Origin of the sequence: Hymenobacter convexus (assembly GCF_030580955.1) — a bacterium.
Classification (GTDB): Bacteria; Bacteroidota; Bacteroidia; order Cytophagales; family Hymenobacteraceae; genus Hymenobacter.
Window position 1 is genome coordinate 125,592 of record NZ_JAUQON010000013.1, and the last position, 23,960, is coordinate 149,551.

Annotated in this window: 19 protein-coding genes; 16 read left to right on the forward strand and 3 right to left on the reverse strand. The window is 63.1% G+C overall.

From position 1 onward, the window contains the following. Nucleotides 1–23 precede the first annotated feature (23 nt). The 5 genes from xseB (at nucleotide 24) to Q4S41_RS21955 (ending at nucleotide 2,894) form a co-directional block, all read left to right on the forward strand. Nucleotides 24–320 carry an exodeoxyribonuclease VII small subunit gene (xseB, locus tag Q4S41_RS21935; protein ID WP_305033283.1) on the forward strand — a complete coding sequence of 99 codons (297 nt, stop codon included), beginning with the start codon at nucleotides 24–26 and terminating at the stop codon, nucleotides 318–320. A gap of 221 nt (nucleotides 321–541) precedes the next feature. Next, complete coding sequence (locus Q4S41_RS21940; RefSeq protein ID WP_305033284.1) at nucleotides 542–736, forward strand: hypothetical protein; 195 nt, start codon at nucleotides 542–544, stop codon at nucleotides 734–736. Between the two features lie 30 nt (nucleotides 737–766). Beyond that, nucleotides 767–1,471, forward strand: a complete 705-nt coding sequence (locus tag Q4S41_RS21945; protein ID WP_305033285.1) for a hypothetical protein — start codon at nucleotides 767–769, stop codon at nucleotides 1,469–1,471. Nucleotides 1,472–1,707: 236 nt separating this feature from the next. After that, on the forward strand, nucleotides 1,708–2,484 hold the full coding sequence (locus Q4S41_RS21950) for a sensor histidine kinase (protein WP_305033286.1): 777 nt from the start codon (nucleotides 1,708–1,710) through the stop codon (nucleotides 2,482–2,484). Then, nucleotides 2,481–2,894, forward strand: coding sequence for a response regulator (locus Q4S41_RS21955; protein ID WP_305033287.1), 414 nt, complete (start codon nucleotides 2,481–2,483; stop codon nucleotides 2,892–2,894). Before Q4S41_RS21950 ends, Q4S41_RS21955 begins: the two co-directional genes overlap by 4 nt. Before the next feature lie 93 nt (nucleotides 2,895–2,987). Here the strand turns inward: Q4S41_RS21955 and Q4S41_RS21960 are convergent, their stop codons facing one another. Continuing rightward, a complete protein-coding gene (locus Q4S41_RS21960; RefSeq protein ID WP_305033288.1) occupies nucleotides 2,988–5,753 on the reverse strand; it encodes a TonB-dependent receptor in 2,766 nt (921 codons plus the stop codon). Nucleotides 5,754–5,926: 173 nt separating this feature from the next. On the opposite strand from Q4S41_RS21960, the gene Q4S41_RS21965 reads away from it, so the two are divergent. Further along, entirely contained in the window at nucleotides 5,927–7,375 is a 1,449-nt protein-coding gene (locus Q4S41_RS21965) for a hypothetical protein (protein WP_305033289.1), read from the forward strand. Between the two features lie 143 nt (nucleotides 7,376–7,518). Continuing rightward, nucleotides 7,519–8,922, forward strand: coding sequence for a hypothetical protein (locus Q4S41_RS21970; protein ID WP_305033290.1), 1,404 nt, complete (start codon nucleotides 7,519–7,521; stop codon nucleotides 8,920–8,922). A 132-nt stretch (nucleotides 8,923–9,054) separates the two neighbouring features. Here the strand turns inward: Q4S41_RS21970 and Q4S41_RS21975 are convergent, their stop codons facing one another. After that, nucleotides 9,055–9,411 (reverse strand): MGMT family protein, encoded by a 357-nt coding sequence (locus Q4S41_RS21975; RefSeq protein ID WP_305033291.1) that lies wholly within the window; start codon nucleotides 9,409–9,411, stop codon nucleotides 9,055–9,057. 182 nt (nucleotides 9,412–9,593) lie between these two features. On the opposite strand from Q4S41_RS21975, the gene Q4S41_RS21980 reads away from it, so the two are divergent. From Q4S41_RS21980 to Q4S41_RS21995, 4 genes are all read left to right on the forward strand, one after another. Further along, on the forward strand, nucleotides 9,594–10,814 hold the full coding sequence (locus Q4S41_RS21980; RefSeq protein ID WP_305033292.1) for an efflux RND transporter periplasmic adaptor subunit: 1,221 nt from the start codon (nucleotides 9,594–9,596) through the stop codon (nucleotides 10,812–10,814). A gap of 139 nt (nucleotides 10,815–10,953) precedes the next feature. Next, complete coding sequence (locus Q4S41_RS21985) at nucleotides 10,954–14,061, forward strand: efflux RND transporter permease subunit (RefSeq protein ID WP_305033293.1); 3,108 nt, start codon at nucleotides 10,954–10,956, stop codon at nucleotides 14,059–14,061. A gap of 129 nt (nucleotides 14,062–14,190) precedes the next feature. Continuing rightward, entirely contained in the window at nucleotides 14,191–15,585 is a 1,395-nt protein-coding gene (locus tag Q4S41_RS21990) for a TolC family protein (protein WP_305033294.1), read from the forward strand. 32 nt (nucleotides 15,586–15,617) lie between these two features. Beyond that, nucleotides 15,618–16,463 (forward strand): EamA family transporter, encoded by an 846-nt coding sequence (locus Q4S41_RS21995; RefSeq protein WP_305033295.1) that lies wholly within the window; start codon nucleotides 15,618–15,620, stop codon nucleotides 16,461–16,463. A gap of 171 nt (nucleotides 16,464–16,634) precedes the next feature. On the opposite strand, the gene Q4S41_RS22000 is transcribed toward Q4S41_RS21995, so the two are convergent. Continuing rightward, nucleotides 16,635–17,519, reverse strand: coding sequence for a T9SS type A sorting domain-containing protein (locus tag Q4S41_RS22000; protein WP_305033296.1), 885 nt, complete (start codon nucleotides 17,517–17,519; stop codon nucleotides 16,635–16,637). Between the two features lie 189 nt (nucleotides 17,520–17,708). On the opposite strand from Q4S41_RS22000, the gene eat reads away from it, so the two are divergent. The 5 genes from eat to Q4S41_RS22025 all read left to right on the forward strand — a co-directional run bounded on the left by eat (nucleotide 17,709) and on the right by Q4S41_RS22025 (nucleotide 23,879). Next, nucleotides 17,709–19,004: an ethanolamine permease gene (eat, locus tag Q4S41_RS22005; protein ID WP_305033297.1), complete on the forward strand. Its 1,296-nt coding sequence runs from the start codon at nucleotides 17,709–17,711 to the stop codon at nucleotides 19,002–19,004. A 192-nt stretch (nucleotides 19,005–19,196) separates the two neighbouring features. Continuing rightward, on the forward strand, nucleotides 19,197–20,588 hold the full coding sequence (locus tag Q4S41_RS22010) for an ethanolamine ammonia-lyase subunit EutB (protein WP_305033298.1): 1,392 nt from the start codon (nucleotides 19,197–19,199) through the stop codon (nucleotides 20,586–20,588). A 37-nt stretch (nucleotides 20,589–20,625) separates the two neighbouring features. Further along, the gene (locus Q4S41_RS22015) at nucleotides 20,626–21,105 is read left to right on the forward strand and encodes a cupin domain-containing protein (RefSeq protein WP_305033299.1); all 480 of its coding nucleotides are present in this window, start codon (nucleotides 20,626–20,628) and stop codon (nucleotides 21,103–21,105) included. A 153-nt stretch (nucleotides 21,106–21,258) separates the two neighbouring features. Then, nucleotides 21,259–22,005 carry an ethanolamine ammonia-lyase subunit EutC gene (gene eutC, locus Q4S41_RS22020; RefSeq protein WP_305033300.1) on the forward strand — a complete coding sequence of 249 codons (747 nt, stop codon included), beginning with the start codon at nucleotides 21,259–21,261 and terminating at the stop codon, nucleotides 22,003–22,005. 95 nt (nucleotides 22,006–22,100) lie between these two features. After that, complete coding sequence (locus Q4S41_RS22025; protein ID WP_305033301.1) at nucleotides 22,101–23,879, forward strand: T9SS type A sorting domain-containing protein; 1,779 nt, start codon at nucleotides 22,101–22,103, stop codon at nucleotides 23,877–23,879. The last annotated feature ends 81 nt before the right edge of the window (nucleotides 23,880–23,960 follow it).

A 23,960-nucleotide genomic window follows, 5' to 3' on the forward strand; every position in this document is an offset into this window, starting at 1 on the left:
ACTGCTAACTGCTAACTAAAAATATGACCTATCGCGAAGCCATCGAAGAATTGGAAACCATCTTGCGTGCGCTCGAAACCGATGCCGTGGATGTGGACGACCTGACCGCCCGCGTCGAGCGCTCGGCCGAGCTTATCCGCTTGTGCCGCCAAAAGCTCCGTCACGCCGAATCCTCCCTTGACCGCGTGTTTGATACGCTTGATGACGAAGATGAGGCCGATGAACTGACGGAGGAGGACGACGACGAAGAGGAAACCGCCGAGGAAGAGGACGACGACGAACACGACCATCTGGCCGGTGGACCGGGCCGGGCGTGGTAAAGATTTTTCTATTCGGATATCAATCTTCCAAATAGGCCGCTATATTTGGCCCCTACATCCAACCAAAACTTCTTTTTGTTCAATTTATTTTCCTCAAATTTATGCCGTTTAATGGTAGTGAAGGTGGTCAAATTAGCCTATCCAAAGCAATAGAACTCACCACGGCTTACCGGACTGCCAATCCGGGGAAAACGCTGGGTATATTTTTGGGGAGCAGCATTTTGAAGAAGCTGCTGGACCAGCCCGAGTCGCAGGGCATTCGTTTTTACTTCGGTCTCGACGGCGAGACGTCCCAATTGGTAGCAGTGAGTGCCGACAGCAACGAAGACGACCTGTACAGCGACGGCTATATCATTGCCGATGAGGGCCGTCCCAGCCCGCCTGACTCGGGCCAGCTTAACGTGCTCAACAGCTAGCCCGCCGGTCTTTTTCTTATCCAGTCCAGCATGTCTCCCGACCAGTTCACCGCATTCACCGACTACCTGCTGAACCTCAACCAGGCCAGCGTACTTGTGCCCATGGTGGTGGTGTGGCGGCGGCGGCGGCATTTTAGCCCGGCAGTGAAGCTGCTGAGCTGGTACGTGTACTTATCGGCCTTCTGCTCACTGGGGATTAACTTCTCATCCCCAGCCATTTTTGCCACCAACCACAGCTTTGTCGTTGGTTTCAATCTGGGCAAAATCCTGCTGTTCGGGGCTGTTTACCAACAAATTCTGCATTCGGCAGGCGCGCGGCGCTTGGTGAAGATGGTTACGCTGGGAGCGGTGGTGTGCATTGCGGCAATGTTGGCTTACGGTACGACGCTGGCGGTTCCCGGCAGCCGGATTATACAATGTGCGGTGCTGGCTGGGTTTGCCATGCTGTATCTGGAGCAAATGCTGAATGACTCGCCCAAAACGCGCATCATGCAAGACCCTTTCTGGCTGCTGGGGCTGGGACAGCTGCTGTATTCGGCGGGTACCGTCACCTCATTCAGCCTGGATTATTTGTCGAAAAACGTCTACGACCAGAACTGGAAATACGTGATAATCGCGTTGATTGGCATGGGTTTCAACTATTTTTTAACCCTGACTTTTCTGCGAGCCAGGCCTCACGATGCCTCTGTTCCTGCCCCGCTGCCTGTGGAGCAGGCGGCGCTGGCTACTTCCTGAACGGTGTTTTGGGCGCCAGCGGGCCAGTACCTGCGCAACGGCGCGGGTGCCGGTTTGGGGCCGCGCTTCCGCTGTTTCGGCAACCTGAGCCACCGCACCTGCGCTACAAACCCTGAGCTCTTGCCTGAATCCGTCGGTTAGGTGGCTTTTTTCTACTACTTTGCGCTACCTGCTCGCTTCGGAGCTTTCATGTGAATACACTCCTACCGTTGTTGCTACTTACTCCTACATTGCTCTTGCTCGTCCTCGGGCTGGTGTGGTTCGTGGTACGCTACCAACGCGGGCAGTTGCGCCAGCAACAGGAACTGGCGCAGGTGCAGGAAGCTGCCCAGCAGCAGGCCCTGGCCGCCGCCCTGGTGGCCCAGGAGGACGAGCGCCAGCGCATCGCCGGCGAATTGCACGATGGCGTGGGCACCATTCTGGCGCTGGCCAAGCTGCATTTGTTTGCGCCCGGCAGCCCGCCCTCGCCCGAAGCCAGCGCCCTCATCGACCAGGCCGTGGCCGAAGTGCGCCGCATTTCGCGCAACCTGCAGCCGGCCACCTTGCAGCAGTTGGGCTTGGCCCAGGCGCTGCGGGCGCTGGTGCAGGCCGTGCCCGCCGACCACGGCCCCGAAGTGCGCCTGGAGCAGGAAGGCCAGCTCGGCCGGCTCATTCCGCCGCACGAGCTCATGGTGTACCGCATTGCCCAGGAACTGCTCACCAACGGCTTGCTGCACGCCCAGGCGCCCCACATTCTGCTGCGGGTGGGCGCCACGCCGGGCCTGCTCACCCTTACGTACTCCGACGACGGCCTGGGCTTCGACCTGGCGGCGCTGGAAGAGCTGCCTCCCCCCGGCCCGCACGGCCAGCCCGTGGGCATGGGTCTTATCAATTTACGCAGCCGCGTGGCCGTGCTCGGTGGCCAGCTGCATTATCATTCCGAACCGGGCGTCGGCACGCGCGTCGAGGCGATTCTGCCCGTGACGCTGCTGCCTGCCGGCACGCCCACCCCCACTTTTTCGCTCAATTCATGACTTCTCCCTCTGCTTCCGCGGCCGGAGCCGGCACTGTGCGGCTGGCCATCGTCGACGACCACATCCTGTTTCGAAAGGGGCTGCGCGCCCTGCTCAGCGGCTACGCGGGCATTGAGGTGGTGTGCGAGGCCGGCAACGGCCAGGAGCTGCTCGAGCTCCTCGACCAGGGCAGCCGCCCCAACGTGGTGTTGATGGACATGCAAATGCCCATCCTCGACGGCCTGCAAACCACCCGCCTGCTCCGCACCCAGTTTCCCAACGTGCGCGTGGTCATTATTTCGATGCACGACGACCCTTCGCTGGTGAGCACCGTGCTGGCCGAAGGCGCCCACAGCTACCTCGTCAAAAACACCTCGCCCGAAGAAATGCGCAGCGCCGTACTGGCCGCAGCGGCCGCTGGCAATCGGTAAAACCGCCAAGGCGTAGACGAGTTAGGGGGATGTTCGACGGCCAAAAGCCATTGAACATCCCCCTAACTCGTCTACGCCTTGGCGGTTTTACTACTACAGCGTGGCGGAGAGGCCGATGGTGAACGTCCGGCCGCGGTTGAAGTAGCCTTTCAGGCCGCTCGGGTCAGTGACGCTGGTGCTGGCGCCCAACGGAATATCAGTGATGAAATACTGGTTGAGCACGTTCAGGATGGAGCCTTTGATGCCCAGGCGCAGGCGGTCGTGGGCGATGGCGGGCAGGTCGTAGCCCAGGTGCAGGTCGAGGTTTTGCGAGGTGGGCACGCGGTAGGAGTCAGTGCGGCTCGATTCGCTCTGCAGGTTGGCGGGGTTGAAGGCGGCGTAGTATTTGGTGAAGAGCAGGTACGAGGGGCGGATGTAGAAGCGCTTGATGGGCTCGTAGCGCAGGCCGAGCTGAAACTGGTTCTGGGCGGCGTCGCCCACATGCACGCCGTCTAGGTAGATGGCGTTGTCTTCGTAGCCGGGCAGCACGTTGTTGTTGGCATCAATCAGCGTGTAGCGGCCGTTGCCCGTCCAGCGCCAGTCGCCGAGCGAAATGGCGGCGTTGAGCTGCAGGCTGCGGCTGATTTCCTGGGCCACGCTCAACTCGATGCCCATGTGGCGGGCGTTCACGTTGCGGAAGGCATAGAACACGCTGGGGCCGTTGGGGTCGTTGGGGTTGACGCCGGTGGTGTTGCTGCTTTTGTTGCTCCACAGCGTGTAGTAGGCATTTAACGTGGCTTTCAGTGAGGGGTAGGTGATGCCGTAGCCCACCTCGAACGAGGTGATGCCCTCGTTGCGCACATCTTTATATTTATCGCCGTTGCGGGTGTACACGAAGTTGAAAAACGGCACCTTGGAGTTGTAGCCGGTGTTGAAGAAAATGTTGTCGTGCTCGGTCAGGTTGTAGTTCAGGCCGCCTTTCACGCTGTAGCCGGTGTAGCGGCTCCACTCGGTTTCCACGGTGTGGCCGTCGGCGTTGGTGTAGGCAGTGCCGTTTACCACGGTGGGGGCGCCGTAGGGCACGGGCACGTCGGTGCCGTTCACGCTCACCACCTTGGCCTTGAAGTAGTCGATGCGCTTGTAGCCAATCTGCGACACGGTACCGCTCACCACGGCCGACAGCAGCGGCGTCTTGTATTCGAGCTGGCCGTAGCCGCCCAGCCAGTCGGTTTTGCCGTCGTAGTTGTAGTTCAGCTTGTCGCCCACCTGCAGGCGCCCGTTGGCTTCAATATTTTTATTGCGGCCCGAGTTCAAATCCACGAAGTAGTTGCCACCCAGCAGGTCGCGCACCTCCTGGTAGTGGTAGCCGGTGTAGGTGCGGCCATCGATGCCGGCCGAGAGCGTGAGGGTGGGCTTGAGCAGGTAGTCGCCGCCCACCACGAAACCATACCAGCGGTGGCTGTTTATGCTGTTTACCAGAATCTGGCTGGACTTGCGCGTGGGGTTCGGGTTGGGATTGGTAGCGGTGGGCGCGCCGATGTTGCCGTCGTATATCGACTGAAAATCGACCTGGCCCGAGGCCTGATTGACCAAGAGGCCGGAAGAAGTGCCGTTTACCCCGGTCACGCCGCCGCCGTTGCCGAAGGAAGCATAGGCCACGCTCGACACAAAGAACCGGTCCGACACCTGCCAGAAGTCGTTGAGGCTAATCTGGGGCTTGTGGTAGAAGTTGGAAGCTGAGTTGAGGTCCTTCGCGCCCTCGTACGTTTTGTTGCCGCTGGCATCGAGGGTGTAGCGGTTGAGCGTGCCCCAGTCGGTATTGTAGTTAAAGCCCCGGTCGCCACCGGACACAGTTTTGGCACCCAGCTCGCGGGCCTTGGCGTTGGAATAGATGCCCAGCGGGTTGTAGGTGAAGCGCTGGCCGTGGCTCTGGGGCGAGCCCATGCCGGTGAGCGACAGGTTGTGGTGGCCGAGGCGCTTGCTGACGTTGCCGAAGTAGGTCCAGGCGTCGTCGAAGGCGTGGCTCACCCAGCCGTCGCTGGTGCGGCGCGAGCCGTAGGCGGTGAAGGCCCAGTCGCCTTTCACGTTGCCGCTGCTCAGCATGAGCGAGTACTTGCGGTAGTTGTTCGAGCCGGTTTCGACGCGGGCCAGGGCGCTGCGCTTGTCGTCGAAGCCCTTGGTGAGGATGTTGATGGTGCCGCCCACGGCGGGCACCGCAATTTTGGAAGCCGACAGGCCGCGCTGCACCTGCAAGGACTTGGTCACATCGCCCAGGTCCCAGTTAGACCAGAATACGCTGCCGTTTTCCATGTCGTTCACGGGCACGCCGTTCACCAGCGTGGCCACGTTGCGCTGGTCGAAGCCGCGGATGGTGATGCGCGAGTCGCCGGTGCCGCCGCCCGCGCCCTGGGTGGCATACACGCCGGGCGTCTCGTTGAGAATCATGGGCAGGTCGCGGTTCGAGAGGGTTTCGCGCAGCTTTACCTCGTTCACGGCCGAGAAAGCCACGGGCGTTTCGCGCTCCTGGGCCTGGCTGGCCACCACCTGCACTTCCTCCAGGCTCGCGTTGTCGGAGCTGAGGGCGAAGGTGACCACCACGCTTTGGGTCGAAATCTTCACGGTTTGGGTGTTCGGCTTGTAGCCGATGAAGCTGGCCTGCACCGTGTAGGTACCGGCCGGCAGGTTGCCAATTTTGTAGCCGCCTTCGGCATCGGCGCCGCCGCCGGTGTTCTGGCCGTTGCCGGAAACCTGCACCGTGGCGCCGGGCAGGGTTTCGCCCGTCACCTTGTCGAGCACGCGCCCCCGGATGGAAAACGTGTTCTGAGCCAGCGCCGGCATCGAAATCAACACGGCGCAAAAGACAGTAATAAAGTGTTTCATACCTGATAAAAGGAACCCGGCACGCTCCGGGGACTACAAATATACAGCACGGCCCGGGCCCGGCCGGCGCGCCCGGGCTTTATGACTGCGTGAAATTTCGAGAAGGCGTTGGGCCTGGCAGCCAGGGCCGGCCGGCCCTTTTTTGGTTCGGTCAGGGGCCGTAGTTTTGGCAAATGTCCCGCCTTCTCCCTTTCTGCATTCTGCTGGCTGCGCTGCTCGGGCCGGTTCGCCGCGGCCACGCGCAGGCCATGCCCTTCTACATCGATTTGAAAGCCGAAAAGCTGGACGTGCCCCCCAGCGCCTGGCAGGTGGCGCGCGTGCTGGACCTGCGCACCGACCGCAGCCGCCTGGGCCCGGTGCGCCTGGGCCTCGACAACCACGTGGTGTCGGCCAACTTCGCGCAGCCGCTGGCCGCCGAGCTGCTGCAAGCCCTAAAGGCACAGGTGCCGGGGCGCGCCGGGGCCCGGCCGGTGCTGATGCGCGTGTTCACTCTGGCCCTGAGCGAAGACGTGCGCGCCAGCAGCGAAGCCGCCGAGGCCGAATTAATTGCCGATTTTCTGGAGCCGCTGCCCGACAGTACGTTCCGGGTGCTGCTGCCGGTGGGTGCCTCCATCCGGCGCACTGGCCTGGAGGTGACCAAGCACCACGCCACCAACCTGGCGCAGGTGCTACAGGAGGGCCTGCGCCAGCTAGCCGCTCTGCCTGCCGCGCCCGCCGCCGCCGAAATCCTGAGCCGCGCCGATGCCCTGGCCGGCCGGGGCGGGGCGGCCAGCCGGCGCTTCCCCATTCAGGCCGCGGCGGAGCCCAGGCGGGGCTTCTACCGCAGCCTGCAGGAATTTCAGAACAACGCGCCGAGCGAGCCCAAGTACCCGTTTGCGATTGAGCACATTGCGCACACCGGCAAGCGATGGGCCGGTACCGACGAGGTACAGGCCGTTTACCTGCGCACCGACGCCCGCAACCCCCGCGTGCCCGTGAGCCGCAACGATATATGGGGTTTGAGCGACGGCAAAGAGGCCCTCATTTCCTACAAAGGCCGTTTCTACAAGCTCCTGCCCGCGGCCGATGGACGCAATTACACCTTCATCGGCCCGCCGCTTTTTGATGAGCAGGCGGCTACCAACATGGCCGTGGCGGGCGCGGCGGGCGGCCTGCTGGGCGCGGCCATCGCCGGGGCCGCGCAGGGAGGCGGCGCCATGATGCCGTATGAGCTGCACCTGGCCAGCGGCCGCGTGCTGCCCATGCCCGAAGCCGGCCACACCGACGCCGACGGCTTCCAGACGGTGCCCGATACGGCCCGCGTATACGTGTACCGCCGGGCCGAATCGCCCAAAAACCGGACGGCCACCCTCAGCATTACCGGCCAAAAGCCTCAGACGCTCCAAGCCTGCCAGTGGACCAAACTCACCTGGACCGACCGCCGCCAGGAGCTCAGCCTCTGCGGCCAGGTGGCTAACGAGCCCAAGGGTTGTCACCAATTCGTGCCCGATTTCAGCCAGCCTAATTACCTAGAATGCGTGGTACCGGAAGACGGCAGCCCGCCCACTTTTCGCCTGGTGCCGGTGAAGGAAGGCCAGTTTGAGCTGCGGCGCATTCAGCGGCTCAGCAAGGCGGGCAAGTGAGCTTTTGGGAGAACGGTCATGGCTCGACTGCGCTCGATATGACCGTTATTCTCTAACTCTTTTAAATTAAAATACGCTTCTCTTTCCAAACGCTTTCGATGCGATTTCTACTACCTGATTTTATTCGGTTGCAATGCCTATGCTTGGGGCTGCTAGCCGGGGCGGCGGCGCCGGCCATGGCCCAGACCGACCACTCGGCCCCGCACGCCAAGCCCTACTACCTCGACCTCAAGGAACAGACCATTCTTCTCCCCGAGCGTGATTGGTACGTGGCGCAGGTGATTGACGCCCGGCCGGGCCAAAGCGCCATCGGGGTCATCAACCACGGCATCAGCAACAAGCAGCGGGCCGTGCTTTTTGAGCAGGGCTTGGTGCCCGAGCTCACGGCCTGGCTGCAGCAACAGGCTCCTCGGGCGGACCCAAATCACGCGGTGGTGCTGTGCGTGCGCCAGCTGCGGGTAGGCGAGCTGGTAGATGGCAAAAGCTGGGGCGGCACCTCCTCGGCCGACCTGGTGGCCGATGTGTACGCCGCACACCCCGACGGCTACCACTTCGTGCGCAACGTGGCCGACCGCATCAGCGCCCCAGGCGTGAGCCTCGACTTTGAGCACTCCGTACGCCTGGCCACGCTGCTGGGCAACTGCCTGCGCCAGCTCGCGGTAGTTGACTGGGCCGCGGCCGATAAGCGGCCCGCCCGCACCCTGGCCCAACTGGCTACTGACCGGCCGCAGGCCGCGCGCCCGGCCATTGCGCGGGTGGGCGCCCCGCGCCGGGGCGTGTACTTCACAGTCGATGACTTTTTAGCCAATCAGCCCGATACCCTCACCCGGCTGCAGCTCGACACCCTGCGGGCCAACACCTTGGCCGCCGGCAGCGCCTCCGAGTGGCGGGGCACGATGGTGCTGAAGGTGCACGCCCGCAGCGCCACCGGCAGCCGGGTGCCCGGCCGCGAGGTCTGGGGCTTTTCGGATGGGCGGCAGGCCTACGTGCGGCAGCTCAACTTCTACCGCCCCCTCACCCGCCAGGCCGACTGCTACACGTTTGTCGGGGCCGCGCCCATTGACATGATGGCCATGAACCAGCGCAATAAAAAGCTGCTCGAAAACAGCCTTGCTGGCCTCGGACACTTCGGCGGCAATATGAACGACCAAACGGGCCAGCCCATGGTGTATTCGTTGGACCTGCGCACCGGGCTGGTGGCGCCCTTCCTCACGCCCGGCCAGCCCCTGCGCAAAGACACCGCGTTTGTGTATGTGTACCGCCCGGCCAGCGCCCCTGATGCTGCGCAACGCGTGTTCCTCAACGACCACGAGGTAGGCCAGCTGCGCCCCGGCGAATACCTGGAGTTGCCCTGGCCCCACTTGGGCCGGCCTATGCGCCTGAGTATGGGCACCCTGGGCGGGCCGGCCACGCTGGCCGTGCCCAGCACCGCAACGGCCAACTACGTGAAGCTGCTCAACGCCTCGGCCACCAGTCCCTGGCAGTGGATGCCCGCCCGCCAGGGCGAAGCCGACGTAGACGCGCTGGAACGGCGGGGAAAGCAGTAAAGGGTAATCAGTAATATAACGTCATGCAGAGCGCAGCGAAGCATCTTGCCCGCTGCCACTAATCAAACTCAAAGGGGGTACTGGTGGCACGCGAAATGCTTCGCTGCGCGCTGCATGACGCTCGGGCGCGTCCTACGCCAACTCCACGCTCGGGTCCCAGAACAGCTTGGCAAAATCAACCACCCGGTCTTTTTCCACGCGGATGCCTTCCGCTTCGAGGGCTTCCTGCATGGCGAAGGGTGTGGCGTAGTGCAGGCGGCCGGTGAGGTGGCCGAGGCGGTTGAGCACGCGGTGGGCGGGCACGTACTGGTCGGCGGTGTGGGCGGCCATCATGGCGTAGCCCACGGTGCGGGCGCCGTGGCGGGCACCCAGGTAGTGGGCAATAGTGCCATAAGTGGTGACGCGACCCGGCGGAACGAGGCGCACGACCTCGTGCACATCTTGGAAAAAATTGCGCGGTTCGGGCTTGGGGGCGGGGGCGGGCTTCATCGGGACGAAGATAGTTTCGGTCAGGGTAGCACCCTTCTACGTCTATTTTATGGGCAGCGAAGCAACCTTTCCCCCGAAATTTGCCCTATTACTGGCTATGGTGGTGCTGGTTCGTCGCCGTATTTTATTAGTGCCGAGCCAGCTACCGAACATCCGTTGCTGCTTGTGCGTTCTTCCATTCTATGCCCACTGAAAATCAAACAACTGCTCCGCCCAAAAACTGGGAAACGACTACCACCCCTGCCCCTACTGTTGCGCCGCCCCCCGCTCCCACCCCGGAAACACCCCAGAAGGGCAAGCGTGGCTGGCTGGGCTGGCTGCTGGCGGCCCTGATTATCGGCGGCATGGCCTGGGCCAAGGTGAAGTATTTCCCCAGCCCCACAGCCGGTGAGAAGGGCGGCAAAGGCGGCGCGGCCGGCGGGGGCAAAGGCGGCAAAGGTGGCCCCGGCGGCGCGGGTGGCCCCGGCGCCAAAGTACCCGTGCAGGTATACGTAGTGGCGGCCACCAAACTCTCCGACGAAGTGGCCTCGACCGGCTCCATCATCGCCGACGAAGCGGTGACCATCCAGAGCGAGATTTCGGGCAAGATTACCAGCCTCAACATCCAGGAGGGCAAGCCGGTGCGTAAGGGCCAGCTACTGTTCACCATCAATGCGGCCGACGTGCAGGCCCAACTGCAAAAGCAGGAATACAACATCAAGCTCTACCGCGACCAAGAGGCGCGCCAGCGCACGCTGCTGGCCAAGGAATACATCAGTCGGCAGGAATACGAGCAGTCGCAAAACGCCCTGCTCACCGCGCAGGCTGACCTGGCCGCCCTGCGCGTGACCTTGCAAAAGGCCTATGTGCGGGCGCCATTCGACGGCATTCTGGGGCTGCGCAACACCTCGGTGGGCGCGTATGTGTCGCCGGGCACGGCCATCACCACGCTCTCGCGGGTGTCGCCGGTGAAGATTGACTTCAACGTGCCTAGCCGCTTTGCCTCGGCCGTGCGCGTGGGCGACCCGGTGCAGGTAACCGACGAGGCTTCCACCAAGAAAATCGAAGCCAAAGTATACGCCATCAACCCGCAGATTGACCCCGTTTCGCGCACACTGCCGGTGCGGGCCATCTATCCCAATAAAAACATGGAGCTGCGTCCCGGCGGCTTCGTGAAGGTGAACCTGGAGCTGGGTGAAACCGAAGAAGCCCTGCAAATCCCGACCGAAGCCGTGGTGCCGGTGGCCAGCGGCTACACGGTATTCACCGTGAAAAACGGCAAGGCTGCCATCCAGCCCGTCAACATCGGCGTGCGCTCGGACAAAGTCATTCAAATCACCAAGGGCCTGGCCGTGGGCGATACAGTAATTCGCACCGGTATTCTGTCGGTGAAGGCCGGGGACAGGGTGAGTGTGCAGAAATAACTACTGAACGGCGTAGAGACGCAACATTTTGCGTCTTGTCGTTGAACGAGCATCACCGGGTAGCACCCGCAGTTAATAACAACATCAGCAACGACGAGACGCAAAATATTGCGTCGCTACCTCGTTTAAATAATAGATTATGAGTCTTTCCTCCGTCAGCATCAACCGGCCGGTGCTCGCCATCGTGATGAGCTTGCTCATTGTGATTTTCGGCGCCATCGGGTTCCGTTCGCTTGCCATTCGCGAGTACCCGAGCGTGGACCCGCCCATCATCACGGTGCAAACCAGCTACACCGGCGCTTCAGCCGACGTGATTCAGAGCCAGATAACCGAGCCGCTTGAAGAAGGCATCAACGGCATTGCGGGCATCCGCAACCTGTCGAGCACCAGCCGCGACGGCGCCAGCACCATCACCGTGGAGTTTGACCTCGATGTGGACCTGGAAGCCGCCGCCAACGACGTGCGCGACAAGGTATCGAGCGCGCAGGGCCGCCTGCCGCGTGACGTGGACCCGCCCACCGTGAGCAAGGCCAACGCCGACTCCTCGCCCATCATTCTGAGTTACTTAAGCTCCTCGTCGCGCACGCTGCTGGAGCTGACCGACTACGCCAACAACGTGCTCAAGGAGCGCCTGCAGACCATTCCCGGCGTGAGCGAAATCCGTGTCTGGGGCGAGCGCAAGTACTCTATGCGCCTCTGGCTCGACCCGGTGAAGCTGGCCGCCTTGGGGGTGTCGCCGGTGGACGTGCAGCAGGCCCTGGCCCGCGAAAACGTGGAGCTGCCCAGCGGCGCCGTGCAGGGCCAGAGCACCCAGCTTTCGTTGCGCACCATGGGCCGCCTCGCCAGCGTGGAGGACTTCAACAACCTGATTATCCGCAACGACCCCACGTCGCTGGTGCGCCTGAGCGATATCGGCTACGCCGAATTGTACCCCGAAAACGACCAGACCATCCTGCGCCGCAACGGTATCCCAATGGTGGCCGTGATGGCCATTCCGCAGCCCGGCGTGAACCAGATTGCCATCACCGACGAGTTCAACAAGCGGATGAAGCAATACCAGACCGACTTGCCCAAGGACCTGAAGGTGAGCACTGGTTTCGATAATTCGGTGTTCATCCGGGCCTCGATTGCGGAGGTAGAAGACACCATTATTGAGGCGTTTGTGCTGGTGGTGGTCGTGATTTTCCTGTTTCTGCGCGACTGGCGCTCCACCATTATTCCGGTGGTGGCCATTCCGGTGTCGCTCATCGGCATTTTCTTCGTGATGGACTTGATGGGCTTCACCATCAACGTGCTGACGCTGCTGGCCATCGTGCTGGCCATCAGCCTGGTAGTAGACGATGCCATTGTGGTGCTGGAGAATATCTACAGTCGAATTGAGGAAGGAGAAACCCCGCTCGAAGCGGCCAAAAACGGCTCGGAGGAAATTCTGATGGCCGTGGTTTCGACCACCATCGTGCTGGCGGCGGTGTTTTTGCCGGTGGTGTTTTTGTCGGGCATCACGGGCAAGCTGTTCCGCGAATTTGGCATTGTGCTGGCCGGCTCGGTGCTGATTTCGGCCTTCGTGTCGCTCACCCTCACGCCCATGATGTGCTCGAAGCTGCTGAAGAAAGGCGGCGACCACAACTGGCTGTACCGCAAGACGGAACCCTTCTTCCAGAATCTCACCAACGGCTACCGCAACGCCCTCATCACCTTCCTCGACCGGCGCTGGCTGGCCTGGGGCCTAGTGGCCCTGACGGGCGTAGGCATCTGGTTTTTCATGAAATCGCTGCCCTCCGAGCTGGCCCCGGTGGAAGACCGCAACCGCCTCAGCATCAATGCTACGGCGCCGGAAGGCGCATCGTTTGAGTACATGGATGGGTACATGAACGAGCTCACCAAGGTGCTGACTGACAGCTCAAAGCAGGACGCCGACAACATCCTGACCGTGACCTCGCCGGGCGGCGGCAGCAGCGGCGGCGCGGCCAACTCGGCCATTGCCCGCGTGCTACTCAAAGACCCTGAGGAGCGCCCGCACTCGCAGCAGCAGCTGGCGGATATTCTGACGGCCACGGTGAAGAAATACACCGGGGCCCGCGTGTCGGTGTCGCAGGACCAGAGCATCAGCTCCGGTGGCGGCGGCGGGCGCGGCGGCAGCCTGCCGGTGGGCTTCGTGGTGCAAACCCAGGATTTTGAGAAGCTGACGGCCGCCGTGCCCAAGTTTCTGGAAGCCGCGCTGGCCGACAAAACCTTCAGCTTCGTGGACGTCAACCTGAAGTTCAACAAGCCCGAACTGCGCGTGGTGATTGACCGCGAAAAGGCCCAGACGCTGGGCGTGAGCGTGCAGGACATCAGCCAGACGCTGCAGGCCGGCCTCAGCGGACAGCGCTACGGCTACTTCATCCGCAACGGCAAGCAGTACCAGATTATCGGCCAGGTGGCGCGCGAAAACCGCAACCAGCCCCTCGACGTGCGCACCCTGAACGTGAAAAGCCGCACCGGCAAGCTCGTGCAGCTTGATAACGTGATTACGCTGGTGGAAAAGAGCACGCCGCCGCAGCTCTACCGCTTCAACCGCTACAACGCGGCCACGTTCTCGGCCTCGCTGGCCAAGGGCAAGACGTTGGGCGAAGGCATCGCCGCCATGCAGGCCATTGCCGACAAGCAGCTGGACGACTCGTTCTCGACGGCTCTCACCGGCCAGTCGCGCGACTTTGCCGAAAGTTCTTCCTCGGTGCTGTTCGCCTTCGGCCTGGCGCTGGTGCTGATTTACCTGATTTTGGCCGCGCAGTTTGAGAGCTTCCGCGACCCCGGCATCATCATGGTAACGGTGCCGCTGGCACTGTCGGGCGCGCTCTTCAGCCTCTGGTATTTCAACCAGACCATGAACCTGTTCTCGCAAATCGGCATCATCATGCTGGTGGGCTTGGTGACGAAAAACGGCATTCTCATCGTCGAATTCGCCAACCAGAGCGTGGAGAAGGGCGCCGATTACATGACCGGTTTGATTGAAGGCTCGGCGGCCCGCTTCCGGCCGATTCTGATGACCAGCTTGTGCGCCGTGCTCGGCATTTTGCCTATTGCCATGGCGCAAGGCGCGGGCGCGCTCGGCCGCCGGGCCATGGGCATTGGCGTAGTGGGCGGTCTGCTATTTGCCACGGGCCTCACGCTGTTTGTGGTGCCGGTGATGTATTCGTATTTCGCCACGGCCCGGAAGCATTCGGCTAAAAAAGCTGCCGCTGAGCCGGAAGCGGTGACGGCATAATTCAACAAAATGTCATGCAGAGCGCAACGAAGCATCTCGCGTGCATGACTACATCGATTGATTTACTACCCCACGCGAGATGCTTCGCTGCGCTCTGTATGACCGCCTTTCGGGGCAGCTATTCCTTACATGAAATTTCCCTCGCTTCTTCTTTTCCTTCTCCCCTTTGCCAGCCTGGCGCAGCAGCAGGTGCCCACGGCCCGCCCGAACCAGCTGAAACGGCCGGCTTCGGTGGCCACGGCGCCGGCGCTGTCGTTGCAGCAGGCCATTGCCGAGGCCTTGCAGCACAACTACGGCATTTTGCTTTCGCGGCAGGACGAGCAGATTGCGCAGAACAACGTGACGCGCGGCAACGCCGGCCAGCTGCCCAACATCAACGCCAACCTGACCCGGACCTTCAACAATAACAACATTACCTCGACGGTGGGCGACAACGCGCCGCGCGTCATCAACGGCGGCACGTCGAATCTGCTGAACTCGAACGTGACGCTGGGCTGGACGCTGTTTGATGGTTTCGGGATGTTTATTGCCTATGACCGGCTGAAAACCCTGCGCCAGCAGCAGCAGCAAATCACGCGCGCCACGGTGGAGGAAACCGTGGAATCCGTGACCAATGCCTACTACGACGTGGTGCGGCAGGCCGGCAAAATCACCTCGCTGGAAGAGGCCCTGAAAATCGGCCAGGCCCGCATCGACCTCACCCAGGCGCAGGTTGATGTGGGCGTGAGCGCCAAGGTGGAAGTGCTGACCGCCCGCGTGGACTACAACGCCGACCGCAGCCTGTTTCTGCAGCAGCAGCAGGCCCTGGCGGCGGCCAAAATCACCCTCAACAACCTGCTGGGCCGCACCCCGCGCCAGGATTTTGAGCCCAGCGACAGCCTGACCGTGACCCGCGACCTGCGCGAGGACGTGGTGACGACCGGCATCAAGGCCAACAACCCGCGCCTGGCCCAGGCCCGCCTGGGCGTGGACGTGGCCACCTACGACCGCCGGCTGGTGACGGCCTCGCGCTTCCCCCAAATCGGGCTGGTGACGGGCTACGGCATCAACCGCAACATCAACAATGCGCAGTTTATCACGCTGCCCACCGGCCCGGTACTCAGTACGAGCATCAACAACACGGTGGGTTTGAACTACGGCATCACGGCGTCGGTGCCGATTTTCAACGGCTTCAACATCCGACGCCAGGAACAAAACGCCCGCGTGGTAGAGGAGCAAAGCAAGCTCAGCCTGGCCCAAACCGACCTGCAGCTCGACGCCGACGCGGCCACTGCTTTCGCACAGTACCAGAATTTTATTCAGCTGCTCGACCTCGAAGAAACCAACATCCAGCTGGCCCGCCAGAATGTGGACATTGCCCTGGAGCGCTACCGCCTGGGCCTGCTCACGCCCCTGGCCCTGCGCGAAGCCCAGCGCAACCAGCTCGACGCCGAAACCCGCCTGCTCGATATCCGCTACTCGGCCAAGCAGGCCGAAACGGCCCTGCGCCGCCTCAGCGGCGACCTGGTGCGCGCCGCCCAATAATGCCGGCGGCGCCCGCGACTTCGCGTTTTTCGGTGCCCGCGGTACCGGCCGTGCTGCTCTCCATTGTGAGCGTACAGGGCGGCGCGGCTATTGCCAAGGGCCTGTTTCCGGTGCTGGGCGCGGCCGGCACCACCAGCTTGCGCATTGGGTTGTCGGCGCTGGTGCTGCTGGCTGTCACCCGTCCCCGGCTCGGCCAGTTGCGGCCGGCGCAGTGGCGGGCGGTGGTACCCTACGGCTTGGCCTTGGGCGCTATGAACTTTCTGTTTTATTGCGCCCTGGCCCGCATTCCGCTCGGGCTGGCCGTCACGCTGGAATTCGTGGGGCCGCTGGGGCTGGCGCTGGCCGGCTCGCGGCGCTGGACCGACGCCGTGTGGGCCCTGCTGGCAGCTGCCGGCATCGCCCTGATTGCCCCCTGGGGCGGCACCGGCCTCGACCTCCCGGGCATGGCCCTGGCGCTGGCGGCGGGCGGCTGTTGGGCGGTTTACATCGTGCTGGGCCGGCGCACAGCGGCCGTACTGCCTGGGCCGGTAGCCGTGGCGGTGGGCATGTTGTTTGCGGCGCTGCCGGTACTGCCGTTTGGGGTGGCCAGCGGCAGCTTGCTGGCACTCACGCCGCACCTGTTGCTGCTGGGCGGGCTGCTGGCGCTATTTTCTAGCGTGCTGCCTTTTTCGCTCGAAATGCAGGCCATGAAAACGCTGCCCACGCGCACCTTCAGCATCCTGATGAGCCTGGAGCCGGTAGCGGCGGCGCTGTCGGGCTGGCTGCTGCTGGGCGAGCAACTGACCGTAGGCCAATGGCTGGCGGTGGCCTTCATTGTGGTAGCCAGCGTGGGCGCCACGCTTTCGGGGACGCCGGAGCCGGCGCTGCATGGCGAGTAGCTAAGCGGCCTTCGTGGCCAGGCAACCGGCCGCTACTGCCCCGCCAGCAGCACAAAGCCCCGGCACTGTGCAGTGCCGGGGCTTTGCGGTAAAAGTGCGTGTCTGGTTTTGTCAGAACGAATTAGCTACGCTGACCTTCGGGTGCTTCGGCCCGCCTCGCAATGACAAGCGTTATTCCTTCACGAAGCGTTTGGTTTCCTTGCTACCGTTGGTGATAATCTGGTAGTAGTAGGTGCCGGCGGGCAGGTCGCCGAGATTGAATTGCTGAGTGTGAGCGCCTTTTTCGGCATTGGTTTCGCTTACGAGGGTACGCAGTTGGTTACCATTTTTGTCGAGCAGATTGACCGTTACGGAACCGGCTTTTTTTAGCTCGTAATCGAACTGGCTGGTAGCAGCCACCGGATTGGGGTAGAAGCTGGTGGCGCCGAGGCTGCGCTCGGCATTTTCAGCTTTGGGTTCCATTAGCAGGAACGCAACGGGCCGAAGGGCTCGGTGCCTTTCGCCAAATCCGTGCATGTGGCCACCAAATTTGGCCATGTGCTCCTGTTGCTCGGGCGTGGCATTTTTCATCGCAATGGCTTTGATATCGGTGGCCCACTTTTCCTTTTGGGGCTGCAGCTCTTCGGCCAGCTTCGTGAGGGTGGTGCTGTACTTCTGCGCCATCTGGGCCACATTCATCATGATTTCGCGCGTTTCCTTGTGCAGCTGATAGAACTGCTCGCGCTGGGCTTCGGTGAGGGTGGGGCGCTCGCCCTGTGGGGCAGCGGCCGGCATCAGGGCTTGGTGCAGGGCCTGGCCTTTTTCCCGCAGCGCTTTGAGCTGGGTGCGGTAGGCGGCCAGCTGGGCACGGTCATCGGCGGCGAGCTGCAGCTCCAGCTTCTGGCGTTGCTGGAGCAGCACGGGCTGCACATTGGCCTCGACGTAGGCTTTTACTTCGCGGCCACCGGGCCGGTCGCCGGGGTGCGGATGCTGGCCGCCCCGGGCCACGCCCGCCACGCTGGCCGACAGCAACAGGAACAACGCAAGCCCAAGTGGTTTGAGTGAAGGTGTTTTCATAATAATTCCGGGGGTAAATAATGGAAGGTCAACGACAACCCTATAGACGCAACCGGCGCTGCAGAGTTTAAACAAGTTACATTTTTTCCAGCAATCTGACATAAACGTTTTAGAACGTCATGCCACATTAATTGCAGCTTGCGCCCCAAACCGGCGCTACCTTGACGGCTGAACCTCAGTCCCCGCCGCATGCCTGCCGCCCCCGTTCTGAAAAAAGCGCTGACGCCGCTGCACCTCTGGGCCATTGCGGTGGGCCTCGTCATTTCGGGCGAATATTTTGGCTGGAACTACGGCTGGGCCGCCGCCGGGCCGGTAGGCTTTCTGGTGGCCACGCTGGTGGTAACGGTGCTCTACGTCACGTTCATTTTCAGCTTCACGGAGCTCACCACGGCCATTCCGCAGGCGGGCGGGCCGTTTGCCTACGCGCACCGGGCGCTGGGGCCGGTGCGCGGGTTTGTGGCGGGGTATGCCACGCTGGTAGAGTTTTTGTTTGCGCCGCCGGCCATTGCCTTTGCGCTGGGCAGCTACGTGTATTTTCTGTACCCGGCGGTGCCGGTGCTGGCCACGGCGCTGGGCAGCTACGTGGTTTTTACCCTGATTAATCTGCTGGGCATTAAGGAGTCGGCTAATTTCTCGCTGGTGGTCACCGTGCTGGCGGTGGCCGAGCTGGTGCTGTTTATGGGGCTGCTGGCGCCGCATTTTCGGGTGGCGAATTTCCTGGCGCACCCCGTGCCCGTGACGGCGCCGGGCGTGTTTGCAGCACTGCCGTTTGCCATCTGGTTCTACCTGGCTATTGAGGGCGTGGCCATGGTGGCCGAGGAAGTGGCCGAGCCCCGGCGCACCATCCCCAAGGGCTACGGCTACGGCCTGCTCACGCTGGTGGCGCTGGCCCTGGGCGTGATGGTGCTTTCGGGCGGCATCGGCGACTGGCGCCGCCTCAGCCACCTCGACTACCCGCTGCCCGAGGCTCTGCGCATGGTGCTGGGCAAGGGCAGCCGCTGGACCAGTTTTTTCGCCAGCATTGGCTTGTTTGGGTTGGTGGCGTCGTTTCACGGCACCATCATCGGCTACTCGCGGCAGGTGTTTGCGCTGGCGCGGGCCGGCTACCTGCCCGGCTTTCTGGCCCGGCTGAATGGTCGCCAGACGCCGCACTGGGCGCTGGTGGCCGGCGGCGCGATGGGCGTGCTGGCCCTGCTCACCGGCACCACCGACCAGGTCATCATCCTTTCGGTGCTGGGCGCCTTGGTGATGTACGTGGTGAGTTTGCTGAGCCTGTTCGTGCTACGCCGCCGCGAGCCGGAGCTGGCCCGGCCCTTCGCCGTGCCCGGCTACCCGGTGGTGCCGCTGGTAGCGCTGGCGCTATGCCTAGTGAGTTTGGCGGCGCTGGTCTATTATAACCTGAATCTAAGCGGCGTTTTCCTAGCTGGGCTGCTGGTATTGCTGGGGGTGTATTTGCTAATTTCTCGCAGGCAACTGGCTAATTGAACGGTAAAGTCGAGGAGCGTCATGCTGAGCGCCGCCGAAGCATCTCTGCCGCTTCGGCTGGCTCCCCTCTCCTTCGGGAGAGGGGCCAGGCGCCACGTCAGAACGAAGCGGTAGAGATGCTTCGGCGGCGCTCAGCATGACCGTTCTTGGAAACGTTTTCCATTCCACATTCCTTAAATCAAGCGAAGCGTCATGTCTTACCGCCACACCATCGGCCAGCGTGCCTACGTGTTCAACGACCTGAAAACGCTGCTGGCGCGGGCCTCGCCCCTGCGCTCGGGCGATGTGCTGGCGGGTGTGGCCGCTGCCACTTATGAGGAGCGGGTGGCGGCTCAATATGCCCTGGCCGATGTGCCATTGCGCGCTTTTCTCAGCGAGGCGCTGGTGCCGTATGAGCAGGACGAGGTGACGCGGTTGATTATTGATACGCACAACCAAGCCTCCTTCGCGGCCGTGAGCCACTTCACGGTGGGGCAGCTGCGCGACTGGCTGCTGTCGGAAGCAGCCGACGGCCCAGCCCTGCCGGCGCTGGCGCCCGGCCTCACGCCCGAAATGGTGGCGGCCGTGAGCAAGCTCATGCGCAACCAGGAGCTGATTGGCGTGGCCCGGCGTTGCGAGGTCGTCACGCGGTTTCGCAACACGCTGGGGCTGCGCGGGCACCTGGCCACGCGCCTACAGCCCAACCACCCCACCGACAACCTGCGCGGCATCGCCGCCAGCCTCGTCGATGGCTTGCTCTACGGCAGCGGCGACGCCGTCATCGGCATCAACCCGGCCACCGACAACCCCCAGGCCGTGGGCAACCTGCTGCACATGCTGGATGCCGTGCGCGAGCAGTACGAAATTCCGACCCAGACCTGCGTGCTCTGCCACGTCACGACCACGCTGCAGCTCATCGCGCAGGACGCGCCCGTGGATTTGACGTTCCAGTCCATCGCCGGCACCGAGGCGGCCAACGCCAGCTTCGGCTTCAATTTGAGCCTGTTGCAGGAAGCCCACGAGGCCACGCTGGCCTTGCACCGTGGCACGCTGGGCCAGGACGTGATGTACTTCGAAACCGGCCAGGGCAGCGCCCTTTCGGCCAACGCCCACCACGGCCTCGACCAGCAAACCTGCGAGGCGCGGGCCTACGCCGTGGCCCGACGCTTTCGGCCACTGCTGGTCAATTCGGTAGTCGGCTTCATTGGGCCGGAGTATCTGTACGACGGCAAGCAAATCATCAGGGCGGCGCTGGAAGACCATTTCTGCGCCAAGCTGCTGGGCCTGCCCATGGGCGTGGATGTGTGCTACACCAACCACGCCGAAGCCGACCAGGACGACATGGACAACCTGCTCACGCTGCTGGGCGTGGCGGGCTGCAACTTCATCATGGGCATTCCGGGGGCCGACGACATCATGCTCAACTACCAGTCCACTTCTTTCCACGATGCCCTGTATCTGCGCCAGGTGCTGGGCCTGCGCCCGGCCCCGGAGTTCGAGGCGTGGCTGTTGCGACAGGGCATTTTTGGCGAAAACGGACAGTTGCTGCTGCCCCCGACGCCACACCAGCTGCTGGGCCTCGGCCCCTTGCAGAAGCCCGCCTAAGCATTCGCTTACCCACCTCCTATTTACTTTCGGCCCCATGAGCACCGCCCAGGACCTGATTCAACAGCTGCGCCTGCAGCCCCACCCCGAGGGCGGCTACTACCGCGAAACCTACCGCGCCAGCCTCCAAACCACGGCCGAAAACGGCGCGGCGCGCAACGTGAGCACGGCCATTTACTACCTGCTGGAAGACAACGACCGGTCGCATTTCCACCGAATCCAGTCGGACGAGTTGTGGTTTTTTCACCAAGGGCAGGCCTTAGAGATGCTGCTCCTGGAAAACGGCCAGCTCACCGTTCTCGCGCTGGGGCACGACGTAGGACGGGGCGAAATGCCCCAGGCCGTGGTGCCGGCCCATACTTGGTTTGGCGCCCGGGTGAAGGGCGGCGTGGGCTTTGCGCTGGTGAGCTGCACAGTGGCCCCGGGCTTCGATTTTGCCGATTTTGAATTGGCCGACCGCGCCCGGCTTACCCAGGAGTTTCCGGAGCAGGCGGCGGTTATTGAACAGCTTACTTAGGGTTGAATACTCTTCCGAAACGGTCATGCTGAGCGCAGCCGAAGCATCTCTACCGCGCAACTAGTTCTTTTGATTGGTTTACTACTGCGGTAAAGATGCTTCGGCTGCGCTCAGCATGACCGTTCTTGTTCATTCAAACAACCTACCTTGCTGATGAACCCCTCTGCCGACTCCTGGAACGGACTGCGCGCCTTCACGGCCGCGCGCATTGCGCTGGGCCGCACGGGCACCAGCGTGCCAATGCAGGAGGCATTGGCGTTTCGGCTGGCCCACGCCCACGCCCGCGATGCCGTGTACTCGGCCCTCGATACGGCCGGACTTTTGGCGACTTTGCCGGAGCTTCAGCTGCCCGTGGGCCAGGCGCACAGCCAAGCCAGCAGCCGCGAGCAATACCTGCAACGCCCCGACCGGGGCCGGGTGCTGGACGAAGCCTCCCGGCAGCAATTGACAGAATTGGCGGCGGGCGTCTGTGACATTACCTTGGTGCTGGCCGATGGCCTCTCGGCCACGGCCACCAACGACCACGCGCTGCCTTTGCTGCGCCTGCTGCTGCCGCAGCTGCAAAAAGCCGGATTGCAGGTGGGGCCGGTGGTGCTGGCCGAGCAGGCCCGCGTGGCGCTGGGCGACGAAATTGGCCAACTGCTGCGGGCCCGGCTGGTGCTGGTGCTCATCGGCGAGCGGCCGGGCCTGAGCTCGCCCGACAGCCTGGGGGCCTACTTCACCTACGCCCCCCGCCCCGGCCTGACCGACGAGGTCCGCAACTGCGTGTCAAACATCCGTCCGGCGGGGCTGGGCTACGAGCTGGCCGCCGATAAGCTGGCGTTTTTGCTGCGGGAAGCGTTGCGGCGCCAGCTGTCGGGCGTGCAGCTTAAGGATAATTCGGGCCTGTTGGAGAACTAATTTCAGGGAGATTTGAAGGGAAAAGCGGCGCTGCGAGAGCGGCTGGCTTGGCAGCCTGCCGGTATCTTTGGCAGGTCATTCCTTTTTCCCAAACTATGCTCCTTTCGCTACCTTTTGACTCATTGGCGCCTCGGGCTGCCTGGGCCCTGCGCGCCTGCTTCGTGCTGCTGGCCCTGCTCCCGGGCACTTTCGGCGCCCGCGCCCAAACGCCCAACTGGCAGTCGGCCATTCCCATCACAGAAACGGCTACCGGCAATAATTCCGCTTATGTGTCGGCTACGGCAGCCGATGGCAGCGGCAACGTGTACGTGGCCGGCAATTTTCGAGGCACGGTCAGCTTCGGGGCTTTCACGCTGACCAGCGTGGGCGGCGAAAATGCGTATGTGGTCAAATGGAGCCCGGTTAGCGGCAGTTTCGTGTGGGCCGAGGCCTGCACAGGCTACATCAACGGGGTGAACAGCCTGGCGGTGAGTGGCAGCAGCGTCTACGTGGGCGGCACGTTCTACCTGAATGCCACTTTCGGCCCCACCACGCTTACCACCCTCACGCCCAATACCAACCTGACGGATGTATTCGTGGCCAAACTTACCGATGCCGGCAGCACCGCCCGCTTCGTGTGGGCCCAGCAGGCGGGCGGCCCGGACAATGACTACCTCAACGGATTGGCCGTGACTGGCGCCAGCATCTATGCCGCGGGCAGTTTCCAAAGCGCCACGGCCACCTTCGGTCCCACCACCCTTGCCAAAGCGTCCCCTACCAACTCCAGCAACGATGCCTACGTGGCCAAGCTCACCGACGCGGGCAGTTCCGGCAGCTTTGCCTGGGCCCAGCGCGTGGGCGGCCTCTACAACGACTACGCCCGCGCCATTGCCGTCAGCGGCTCGAATGTGTACCTCACGGGTGCCTTCAACAGCCCCGCCCTCACCTTCGGCAGCCTGAGCCTGAGCAATGCCGGTTCCGATTACAACGTGTACGTGACCAAGTTTAGCGACGCTGGCACGGCCCCCGGCTTCATCTGGGCGCAGAGCCTGAGCGATGGGGCCGGGGAATTTGTGAACGCCCTGGCGGTTAGTGGCAGTAATGTGTACGTGGCCGGCGGTTTTTTCAGGGGCACCATGCGCATCGGGGGCATTACCCTCACCAATAATGGTCTGGTTTCCAGCTCTGAGGTCTACCTGGCCAAGCTCACCGATGCGGGCAGCACCGGCGCCATCGCCTGGGCCGAACGCGTGGGCGGCCAAGACAGCGACGAAGCCACAGCGCTGGCCGTGAGTGGCTCGCGGGTGTACCTGGTGGGCAACTTTACCAGCAGCATCCTCAACATCGGCCCGCTTACACTGGCCAACGCCGGCAACAACGGCTACCCCGACATCTACGCCGCCCGCCTCACCGACCTCGGCGCCAGCCCCCGGTTCGACTGGGCCCAGCGCGCCGGCGGCATTTTCAACGACCAGGCCCAGCCCGCCACCCTCACCGGCACCACGCTCTATGTGGGCGGCTTTGTGTATACCCAGGCTAATTTCGGCGCCATTCCCTTCACCTATCCGGCGGCTACTTTCGTGCCCTTCCTGGCCGGGCTCGACGATTCCGGCGTGCTAGCTGCCACCGCGGCCACCCCGCTGGCAGGCCTGCGCGTGGCACCCAACCCCGCGCACGCCGCCACTACGGTGCACCTGCCGGCCGTGCCCGGCGCTACGCAGGCTACCCTGCGCCTGCTCGATGCGCTGGGCCGCACCGTCCGCACGCGGCAGCTGCCGCTGAGCAGCAGCGGACTCGTAGCCGAGCTGCCGCTTCGGGGCCTGGCGCCCGGCCTCTATCACCTGCAGGTGCAGGCGGGCAGCCAGCGCGCCAGCCGCACCCTCGCCGTGGAATAGCTGCTTTTTAATAATAAATAAGCACCGCAACGAAAAAGGCCGACCCCACTGCGGGGCCGGCCTTTTTTGAAAGATAGTTGG